The organism is Asanoa sp. NPDC050611, from assembly GCF_040654855.1.
Taxonomy (GTDB): Bacteria; Actinomycetota; Actinomycetes; order Mycobacteriales; family Micromonosporaceae; genus Asanoa.
The window spans coordinates 1-10,248 of the sequence record NZ_JBFAIU010000280.1 but is presented as its reverse complement, the minus strand read 5'-3'; the positions used below and the strand labels follow the sequence as shown (position 1 = coordinate 10,248).

The 10,248-nt window shown below is 72.5% G+C and carries 7 protein-coding genes and 1 pseudogene; 2 read left to right on the top strand and 6 right to left on the bottom strand.

Translation table 11 applies throughout. The features are described 5' to 3' along the window. Positions 1-97, top strand: a pseudogene (locus tag AB0H87_RS31355) (sigma factor); the annotation flags it as partial. Between the two features lie 1,014 nt (positions 98-1,111). Continuing rightward, positions 1,112-1,894, top strand: a complete 783-nt coding sequence (locus tag AB0H87_RS31350) for an IclR family transcriptional regulator (protein ID WP_360153721.1) — start codon at positions 1,112-1,114, stop codon at positions 1,892-1,894. A 3-nt stretch (positions 1,895-1,897) separates the two neighbouring features. Here AB0H87_RS31350 and AB0H87_RS31345 read toward each other — a convergent pair whose 3' ends face one another. The 6 genes from AB0H87_RS31345 to AB0H87_RS31320 form a co-directional block, all read right to left on the bottom strand. Beyond that, on the bottom strand, positions 1,898-3,331 hold the full coding sequence (locus AB0H87_RS31345) for an aldehyde dehydrogenase family protein (protein WP_360153718.1): 1,434 nt from the start codon (positions 3,329-3,331) through the stop codon (positions 1,898-1,900). Continuing rightward, positions 3,328-4,095 carry a creatininase family protein gene (locus tag AB0H87_RS31340; RefSeq protein WP_360153715.1) on the bottom strand — a complete coding sequence of 256 codons (768 nt, stop codon included), beginning with the start codon at positions 4,093-4,095 and terminating at the stop codon, positions 3,328-3,330. The genes AB0H87_RS31345 and AB0H87_RS31340 overlap by 4 nt, the downstream gene beginning before the upstream one ends. Next, positions 4,092-5,060, bottom strand: a complete 969-nt coding sequence (locus AB0H87_RS31335; protein WP_360153712.1) for an ABC transporter permease — start codon at positions 5,058-5,060, stop codon at positions 4,092-4,094. Before AB0H87_RS31335 ends, AB0H87_RS31340 begins: the two co-directional genes overlap by 4 nt. Then, complete coding sequence (locus tag AB0H87_RS31330; protein ID WP_360153709.1) at positions 5,057-7,600, bottom strand: ATP-binding cassette domain-containing protein; 2,544 nt, start codon at positions 7,598-7,600, stop codon at positions 5,057-5,059. Before AB0H87_RS31330 ends, AB0H87_RS31335 begins: the two co-directional genes overlap by 4 nt. Then, positions 7,600-8,691, bottom strand: a complete 1,092-nt coding sequence (locus AB0H87_RS31325; RefSeq protein ID WP_360153706.1) for a sugar ABC transporter substrate-binding protein — start codon at positions 8,689-8,691, stop codon at positions 7,600-7,602. Before AB0H87_RS31325 ends, AB0H87_RS31330 begins: the two co-directional genes overlap by 1 nt. A 201-nt stretch (positions 8,692-8,892) precedes the next feature. Then, complete coding sequence (locus tag AB0H87_RS31320) at positions 8,893-10,092, bottom strand: ABC transporter permease (RefSeq protein WP_360153703.1); 1,200 nt, start codon at positions 10,090-10,092, stop codon at positions 8,893-8,895. Positions 10,093-10,248 lie beyond the last annotated feature (156 nt).

The window sequence follows — 10,248 nt, the reverse complement described above, 5'->3', positions numbered from 1 at the left end:
GCTGACCGGCGATGTCGTCGAGGCGCAGGACGTCGTGCAGGAGGCGTTCGTGCGGGCCTGGCAGCGGTGGGCGACCGTCGGGCGCTACGACGTGCCCGCGATCTGGCCGCGCCCGGACGACCCGTCGTCGGCTTCCCGCATCGTCGCGGCGGCCGCGCGGGCCCTGGCGGCCCTGCCACCGACCGCACCGGACGCCGTCCGGGCGCGCCTGCTGGCCACGATCGCCGTCGAGTCACGCGGCACGGCCGCACCGCGCGCGGCAGCGGCGGCGGCCGAGGCGGAGCGCATCGCCCGCGACCTCGGCGACCACGCCCTGCTCGCGTTCGCGCTGAACGGCCGCTACATGCAGACGTTCCACCGCGCGGGCCTGTCACCGGAACGGGACCGCATCGGCACGGAACTGGTCGCGCTCGCGGACCGCCACGCCCTGCCCTCCTTCGAGATCCTCGGCCACCTGATCCGGCTGCAGTCGGCGTCGGCGATGGCCGACTTCGCGGCGGCGGACACGCACGCGACCGCCGCGGACCGCCTCGCCGACCGCCACGGCCGCCCACTGGTCACGGTCTTCACCACCTGGTACCGGGCGCTGCGCCTGGCCGCATCCGGCGGCGACGCGGCGGCCGCGTACCGGTCAGCGGCGACAACGCTGCAGGGCACGGGTATGCCGGGCGTCGAACAGGGCCTGCTCCCCTTGGCGCTGCTGTGCCTGCGGGTCTGGCACGACCAGCCGCTCGACTTCCCGGCGGACACGGACTGGGGCCCGTACGAGCCATGGGTCCGCCCGCTCCTGACGACCGACGCGGCGGCGCTGCGCCGAGCCCCGGACCCACCACCCGACCTCCTCCAGGAGGCCCTCTGGTGCCTCATCGGCCGAGCCGCCATCCGCGTCGGCGACCGCGACCAGATCAACCGGGCCCACGCCGCCCTGACCCCAGCCACGACCGAGCTGGCCGGCGCCGCCAGCGGCATGCTCACGGCGGGACCCGTCGCTCAGCACCTCGACCGGCTGGCGCGGTGAATGGCGATTCTTTTCGGCCCGCCCGAGCGATCCGCTCCACAAAATCGACGTGTACGATTAGCGCGCAAGTCCCTGACAAAGGAAGGCCGTTAGATGCAGGACTCCGATGCTTCGAGGTTGAAGTCCCTTGATCGCGCCCTCGATCTCATCGAGACCCTGGCCGGCCACCCGCACGGCGTATCGCTCACGATCGCGGCCAAGCAGCTGGGCATTCCGAAAAGCGGGGCTTTTCGGGTCCTCAACACCCTTGAGCAGCGCGGATACGTGGTTCAGGACCCACGCACGGAGCATTACGCATTGGGTCCGCGCTTTCTCTATCTCGCGTTGGCGGTCGAACGCGGATCCGACGTGCGCTCGGTCGCGACGCCGTTCCTGCGCGCCCTCCGCGACGAATTGAACGAGACGGTCTATCTGGCCGTCCCGGCCAATCGGATGATGGCCTACATCGATAAGTTCCCGAGCACCCGCTCATTGCAAATGTCGGCACAGGTCGGCGAGCACGCGATGCTGCATTGCACCGCACAGGGAAAGGCATATCTCGCGGCACTCGACGTCGCGCAGCGCAAGCAGATCGCGGAGAGCCTCGACTACGTGCGCCGCACCGAGCGGACGATCCAGACGCCCGACGAACTGCTCGCGGAGCTGGAGCGGGTGGCCCGCCGGGGCTACGCCGTCAACGACATCGAGAACGAGCCCGAGGTCCGCTGTGTCGGCGCGGCGGTCCGCGACCGGTCCGGCGCGCCGGTGGCGGGCGTCTCGGTCTCCGGCGCGGCGGCCAACATGAACCGCCAGCGCGTCGCACTGGTCGGCAAGCGGTGCCGGGAGGTCGCGGAGGAGATCTCCTCGGCACTCGGTGGCGGACGGGCATTGGGCTGACCTTCAGATCTGCACGCTGATGGTCTTGAGCTGGGTGAACTCGTTGAACGCGGCCGCGCCGCCGACCCGGCCGCGGCCTGACTGCGTGCCGGACCAGCCGCCGAACGGCAGGTGCAGCTCCCAGTAGTTGCTCTCGTCGTTGACCACGACGCTGCCGGACTCCAGTCGCTCGGCGAACCGGTGCGCCCGGCGCAGCGACTCCGTGAAGACGGCCGCCACGAGGCCGAACCGGCCGTTGTTGGCCAGCGCGAGGATCTCGTCGTCGTCGCCGAGCCGCACGACCGGCGCGATCGGCCCGAACGTCTCCTCGACGACCAGCGCCGCCCCGCGGTGCACGTCGTCCAGCACGGTCGGCTCCACCCACATGCCCGTCGGCGCACCGGGTCGCACGGCGCCGCCGGTGACCAGTCGTGCGCCCTTGGCCAGCGCGTCCTCGGTGTGCCGCAGCGTGGTCGCGGCGACCGCCGGAGTGTGTGTGACGCCCATCGTCGTCGCCGGGTCGAGCGGCGGGCCCAGCACCCGCCGGCCGGCCTCCGCGGCCAGGCCCGCCACCAGCTCGTCCGCCACCGACCGGGCGGCGAGGATGCGGCCGGCCGCGGAGCACACCTGTCCGGCGTTGGTGAACGCGGACGACGCGATGGCGGGGACGGCGGCGGTCAGGTCCGCGTCGTCCAGCACGATCACGGGGCCGTTGCCGCCGAGCTCGAGCAGGAGGTGCTTGTCCCAGGCGGCGCGCGCGACGGCCCGACCGGCCGCCGCTCCCCCGGTGAGCCCGACGGCGTCCACGCCCGGATGGGCCACGAGCGCGCCCGACGTCTCGACCGAGTCGGTCAACACCAGCTGCACCAGGCCGTCCGGGAGCCCGGCCGCCAGGATGAGCGAGAAGAGCCGGGTGGCGATGCGTGCGGTGGTCGGCGCCGGTTTCCACAGCACCGGCGAGCCGGTGGCGATCGCCGGGCCGAGGTACTCGATCGGAATGTTGAACGGGAAGTTCCACGGTGTCAGCACGGCCCACACTCCGCGCGGCTGCCGGATGACGGTGACCCGCTTGCGCGGGTCGGTGGGCAGCGGCGCGGCGACCGTGAGCCGGGCCGCCTCCTCCGCGGCCAGGTGGAAGCCGCGGACGCCGGCGGCGATCTCTCCGCGCGCCTCGGCCAGCGGCTTGCCGTGTTCGACGGCGAGCTCCTCCGCCAGGCTCTCGGCGCGGCCGGCGATCAGCTCGGCGACCGCGGTGCACCAGGCGACCCGATCGCGCAGCGGCGCCCAGCGCGTCTGTTGCCAAGCCTCGCGGGCGGCGGCGACCGCCCGGTCGAGGTCCGACCCGGTCGCGTTGGTCACCTGGGCCAGCGGCTCGCCGGTGGCCGGGCTGGCGACCAGGTAACCCGGTCCGTGCGGTGCCCAGCCGCCGGCCACGTACGAGCTGATCTCCTCGGTCACGGTGTCGCCTTCCTGATCCGCGCGTAGACGTCGGCGAGCCGGTCGGCGGCCGCCTCGAACAACCGGCGCCCGGCCTCGGCGTCCGCGTCCGAGGGCCGGCCGATCACACCGGTCGGGTTGATCGCCTCGAAGCGGCGGGCGACCTGGACGGCGCCCGTCGCATAGAGGTGCGGGTCGGGCCAGGACGGTGGCGTGCCGCCGGGCGGCACGGCGGAGCGGTCCACCGCCGCGGGCCACAGGTGCAGGATGAGCGAGGTCTCCAGCGCGCACGCGTGGCCGGTCGCCGTCGCCGGGTCCGGGAACAGCTCGGCGGCGACGTCCCCGACCAGCTCGAAGTACGACACCGCCCAGGCGGTGATGCCCTCGGCCAGCAGCTCCGCGAGGGCGACCTGGAGCGGCCCGCGGTTGCCGCCGTGGCCGTTGACGACGACCGATGTGTGGCCGTCGCGGTGCAGCGACCGGCAGACGTCGAGGACGACGTCGATGAAGACCCGGGGCCGCAGAGTGACCGTCCCCGGAAAGCCGGTGTGGTGCGCGGAGCAGCCGTACGGCAGCGCGCCCGCGACCAACGTGGCGCCGTCGATCGCGGCGGCCCGCAGTGCCACCGCCTCGGCCAGCCAGGAGTCGACGCCGACGGGCAGGTGGGGACCGTGCTGCTCCGTCGCACCGACCGGCAGCACGACCAGCGCCGGTGCGTCGCCGAGCCGCGGACTCGGCTGCCAGGCGTACCGTGCGGAGCCGGGGTCGAAGCTGACTCCCGTCATCCCGCGCTCCGCAGCGTGCGGGTGTAGACGCGGCGCAACACCGCGTCGGCGATCAGCGCGCCGATGATGATCACTCCCTTGTAGAGGTTGATCGCGGACGGGTCCACGCCGAGCACCTGCAGTGCGTTGGTGAGCAGGCTGATGATCAACGCACCGACGAGCACCCCGCCGACCGTGCCGCGCCCGCCGAAGATGCTCGTCCCGCCGATCACGGCGGCCGCGATCGCGTCCAGCAGCAGGCTGACCCCGCCGATGTTGGTCTGCACAAGGCCGATGCGCCCGATCAGCAGCAGCGCCGTGGCCCACACGAAAATGCCGCTGAGCAGGTAGAGGAGCACCTGCTGGCGGACCGGCGAGACGCCGCTGAGCACCGCCTTCTCGGCGTCGGAGCCGATCGCGTACGTGCGGAGCCCGAACCGGGTCTGCCGCATCAGGACCCACATCAGCCCGCCGATGGCGACGACGAGCAGCACCGGCACCGGAATGCCGGCGAGCTCCCGCCGGCCGAGGGCGTTGAGCACCGGGTCGTCGATCACCAGCAGTCCGCTCGTCGCGACGAACAGGGTGAGTCCCTGCACGACGGTCATCGTGCCGAGCGTCGCGATGAACGCCGGCAGCCGCAGCACGCCGACCAGCACGCCGTTGGCCAGGCCGATGCTCGCCGCGACGAGCAGGCCAAGCCCGGCCGCCCAGACCAGCGGCCGGTCCGCGACGAGCGCGTTCCCCACGACGACGGCCACCAGGGCGACGCTGAACCCGGTGGACAGGTCGATCCCGCCCGAGACCAGCACGACGAACGCGCCCAGGGCGAGCACGGCGATCGGCGTGGCCTGGAGCACCACGTTGCGCAGGTTGGCCGGGTCGGCGATCCGGCTCTCGACCGCCGCGAACACCGCGAAGAGCGCCACCAGCAGGAACACCGGCAAGAGCTCGACGAGCAGGCGCCGTCGGCGTTCGGCGGTCATCGGTCGACACCCCCTTCGACAGTCGTGGCCCGGGCATGGCCGAAGGCGAGGTCGCCGACCTGCTCCTCGGAGGCGCCGCGGGGCAGCTCGCCGGTGGTCCGACCCTCGTGCAGCACGACCACGCGGTCCGCGACCCCGAGCAGCTCGGGCAGCTCGCTGGAGACCAGCACGACCGCCAGTCCCTGCTGTTTCAGCTCGGCGATCAAAGCGTGTATCTCGGCCTTGGCGCCGACGTCGATGCCGCGGGTGGGTTCGTCGAGCAGCAGCAGCCTGGGTTCGGTCGCCAACCACCTGGCCAGCACCACCTTCTGCTGGTTGCCGCCGGACAGCAGGCGGACGGCCCGGCCGGGCAGCGGCGGGCGGACCGCCAAGCGCTCGATCCACTTCGCGGCCAGCGCGGCCGTCCGCCCCCGCCGTAGGAGACCCAGCCGCGTCCGGCCACGGATCCAGGCCAGCACCAGGTTGTCGTGCACGCTCATCAGCGGGACCGTGCCCTCATGGTGGCGGTCCTCGGGAACGTACGCGACGCCGAGCCGGCGGGCGGCGTTCGGGGATCCGGCCGACGACTCCGCGCCCACGATCCGGATCGAACCCGCGGTCGGCCTCGCGAGGCCGGCCACGCAGCGCAGCAGCTCGCTGCGCCCGGAGCCGACGAGACCGGCCAGGCCGACCACCTCACCGGCGTGCACCCGGAGGGTGGCGTCGACGAGCAGCCCGCCGTCCGCGAGGCCGGCGACGTCGAGCACGACCTCGCCCGGCTCCACGGGCACGTGCGGGAAGACGTTCTGGATCTGCCGGCCGACCATGAGCGTGATCAGCCGGTCCGGGTCGAGGTCGGCCATCCGCTCCTGGCTGACCAGGGCGCCATCGCGCAGGACCACCGCGCGGTCGGCCAGCGTGAACAGTTCCTCCATCCGGTGCGAGATGTAGAGGACCGCGACACCGCGGCCGGACAGCCGCTGGACGAGCGCGTACAGGTGCTCGCGTTCCTGGTTGGACAGCGCCGAGGTGGGCTCGTCCATGACGACCAGCCAGGCCTCGCCGAGCATCGCCTTCGCGACCTCGACCATCTGTCGCTCGGCGACGGTCAGGCCGGCCGCTGGGGCGTCGACGTCCAGCCGCAGGCCCAGCTCGTCGAGGACCCGCCGGGCCTCGCGCCGCATCGTGCCGCGGCGCAGCAGGCCGAACGCGCGCGGTTCCCGGCCCAGGAACAGGTTCTCCGCGACGGTGAGGTCCGGCACGAGGCTCAGGTGCTGGTGTATGACGCTGATGCCGGCGGCCTGGCTGTCGTTGTTGGACCGGAGCCGCACCGGCCGGCCGTCGAGCAGGACCCGGCCCTGGTCCGGCTCCAGGCCGCCGGCGAGCACCTTGACCAGGGTCGACTTGCCGGCGCCGTTCTCGCCGGCCAGCGCCACGACCTCACCGGCCCGGACGCTGAAGCTGACCCCGTCGAGCGCCCGCACGCCGGGGAACGACTTGCCGACGCCGTCCAGGGTGAGCTCACGGGTCACGGGAGCGGCCCGGGCGGCTCCGGCCGTCCAGCCGCGCCGCAGCCGCGCCAACAGGTCGGCGAGCTCGTCCCGCTGCGCGACCAGCACGGCCAGCAGGATCAGCACGCCGGTGACCACGTAGATGGTCTCCTGCGGCGCCTGCACGAACGAGAGTCCGGCCGAGATGACGCCGACGAGCAGCGCGCCCATCGCGGTGCCGGCGATGGTCCCCTTCCCGCCGGACAGGGCGGTGCCGCCGACGATCGCGGCCGTGATGGCGGCGAACTCGAGCCCGTTGCCGGCCAAGGGCTGCGCCGAGCCGAGCCGGCCGAGGGTGATCACGGCGCCGAGCCCGGCGAACGCGCCCGCCAGGACGTAGGTCGAGAGCTGGACCAACCGGGTGGGCACCAACGCGGCGCGGGCGGCGTCCGCGTTGCCGCCGACCGCGTATATCCAGCGGCCGTACACGGTGCCGCGCAGCAGCCACCACCAGCCGGCCATGCACACCACCGCGATGATGACCGACGTCGGCACCAGCCCGACGTAGCTGCCACCGGGGTAGAGCATGACGATGTCGGTCACCGGGATCGATGACGCGTCCGACCAGGCCACCGCGGCGCCGCGGCCGAGGGCCATGGTGCCGAGCGTCGCCATCAGCGGGCTGATGCCGAAGTAGCCGATCAGCACGCCGTTGAGCAGCCCGACGGTCGCGCCGACCAGGATCGTGACGACGATCGCGAGCACGGCCGGCACGCCGCGGTCGACGAGCTGTGCGCCGATGACGCCCGAGACCGCCAGCGTCGAACCGACCGAGATGTCGATGCCACGCGCGACGATCACCGCCGTCATCGCGAAGGCCACGATGGCCACGACGGCGACCTGCTGGCCGATGTCCAGGAAGCCGCCCACCGACAGGAAGCCGGGTCGCATGGCGGCGAAGACGACGACCGCGAGAATCGTGAACACCAGCAGCGGGCTGTACCGCAGCGCCTCGCCGACCTGGGTCAGCGCGGCGCCGCGGCGGCTCGGTGCGGCAGCGCCCTCCGGCATCAGCTGACGCGGCCCTTCGTGCCCTGGTTGAGCTTGTCCGGTGTGACGTTCGGGCCGAACTGCGTGGCGTAGTCCTGCGCCGCCTTGACCGCCTCCTCGGGCGGGATCGTCTCGATCTGCAGGCCCTTGCTCTTGAGGTCGGTCGCGGTCGCGGCGCTGGTGACGAAGAACGTCGGCAGGTAGAGCGACTTCGGGAACTGCTCGCCGCGGGCCAGTCGGGCACCGAGCGCGATGTTCCAGTAGCCGACCCGTTCGGCGCCGGTCAGCACGTCGATCAGCATCGTGCCCTTGTTGAGCAGGTCGTGCATCTCGAAGTCGCCGTCGTAGCCGACGGCCTTGATGTTCGCCCGGCCGCTGGTCTGCGCCACCGCCATGGCGGCGAGCAACGCGGGATCCGAGACGGCCGAGATCGCGTCCAGGTCGGGGTACTGGGCCATCAGCGTCTCGGCGACCGCCCGCCCCTTGGCCGCGTCCCAGTCCGTCGGCTGGATCGAGACGATCTGGATGCCGGGGAAGTCCTTCTTCATCGTCTCGACGAAGCCGGCCTCGCGACTGTCCGACACCGAGTTGCCGCGGGTGCCGATCAGCAGCGCGACCTTGCCCTTGCCGCCGAGCGCGGTGCCCAGGACCCGGGCCTGCATCGCCATGTTGTCGTAGTCGGGGTACAGCGTCTCGTAGACGTAGTCGCTCTCGATGTCGTTGGCCATCATCACCACCGGGATGCCGGCGGCCTCGGCCTTCTGCACGACGGGCAGGATGCCCTTGTCGTCGACGGCGTTGATCAGGATGACGTCGACCTTCTGCCGGATGAAGTTCTCGACGACGCCGATCTGCTTTTCCAGGTTGCCCTCGGCGGACTGCCAGATCGCCTGGACGCCGTAGTCCGCGGCCGCCTTCTCGCCGGCCTTCTGCATGTTGACGTAGAAGGGCGCGATCAGGTCGATCATCGAGACGCCGAGCTTGGCGCCGGCGCCCTGGCCGCCGGCGTCCGGGGAGCTGCTGCCACCGGGACGGCTGCCAGGACCGGAACACCCGACGAGCGCCGCGGCGCCGCCGGTCATGAGCAATGCCAACACATCTCTGCGACGCAAGACGTCCTCCTCGGAGAGGGTGCTACGAAGCGCTGGAGGTCACGTTGAGCGTGTGCTGTTCTGATATGCAGAACACTGTTCCGAATGATCATCGTAGCGACGCTCATCATGGTCCGCAACCATCGATCGCCGGCACTCTCTATGCAGCTCACGACCGCCGGGGCGGACGTGTTCCGGCCCGTGCCGGAACACGTCCGCGTGTCACGGCGTGGCGAGCGCCTCCGTCGGCGAGAGGCGGGCGGCGCGGATCGCCGGATACAGGCCCGCGATCCCCCCGATCAACACCGTCGCCGCCAGACCGCCCGCGGTGGCCCACACCGGGACCGTCGTCGGCCAGCCCTGGTAGTACGCGTACCCGGTGGTCACGATGATGCCCAGCAGCACCCCGCCCACGCCGCCCAGGGCCGACAGCAGCAGCGACTCCGCCAGGAACTGCGTGCGGATCTGGCCCCGCGTCGCGCCCAGCGAGCGGCGCAGGCCGATCTCCCCGCGGCGTTCCAGGACCGAGATGACCATCGTGTTGGCCACCCCGACGCCGCCGACCAGCAGGGCTACCGCGCCCAGGCCCAGCAGCAGGCCCGTGAAGGCCGCGCCCGCCGCGCGCTGGGCCGTCAGGGCGTCCGACGGGCGCGAGACGTCGACCTCGTTCGGGGCCTCCGGGTTCGCCGTCGGGCCGAGGACCGCGCGGACCGCCTCGACCTGGCTGTCCTCCGAGCGCGTGTAGACCGTCGTGGCGTGGCCGTCGAACCCGAACAGGCGCGACGCCACGGGCCAGCCCATGATGGCCGCGTTGTCCAGGTTCTCCGCCAGCGCGACCGGTGACAGGATCCCGACCACCACGAACTGCTCGCCGCCCACGACGATCGCGACGTCCGGGCCCGCGTGACCGATGCCCAGCCGGCGCGCGGCCGCGTCGCCGAGCACGACCGCCGGGTACTCCGCCGTCGCCTCGTTCAGCCACACTCCACTTCGGAGCGACGCGGACACCGTGGACAGCAGGTCGAGGCGCGCGGCGTACGTCGACAGGCCGTTGGTCTGTGCCTGCGGGATCCGATCGGTGCGGTAGACGCTCGCGCCGTCGACGACGCCGACCGCCGACGTCGACCGGACCGGGCCGATCCGCTCGATCATCGACTCGGCCGCCAGCGGCAGGCTCGCGTCCTCGCCGAAGATGGACTTGCCCGGCGTGACGGTCAGCAGGTTGGTGCCCAGCGCCGCCAGTGACCGGTCCAGGTCCGCGCGGGACGACGCCGAGATGCCGACCACCGCGATCATCGCCGCGATGCCGATCGCGATGCCCAGCGCGGACAGCAACGCCCGGGTCGGCCGGGTACGCAGGCCCACCGCACCCACCCGCACGACGTCGCGCGGGCGCAGCCGGGCCGCGGACAGCGTGGTCATGCGACCACCGCCCCGTCGCGCATCCGGACCTGGCGCGGCAGGCTCGCCGCGATCTCCCGGTCATGGGTGATCACGACGACCGTGGTGCCCGCCGCGTGCAGGTCGCGCAGCAGACCGAGCACGCCCACCTCACCACGCCGCACCGGAGCGGCAGCC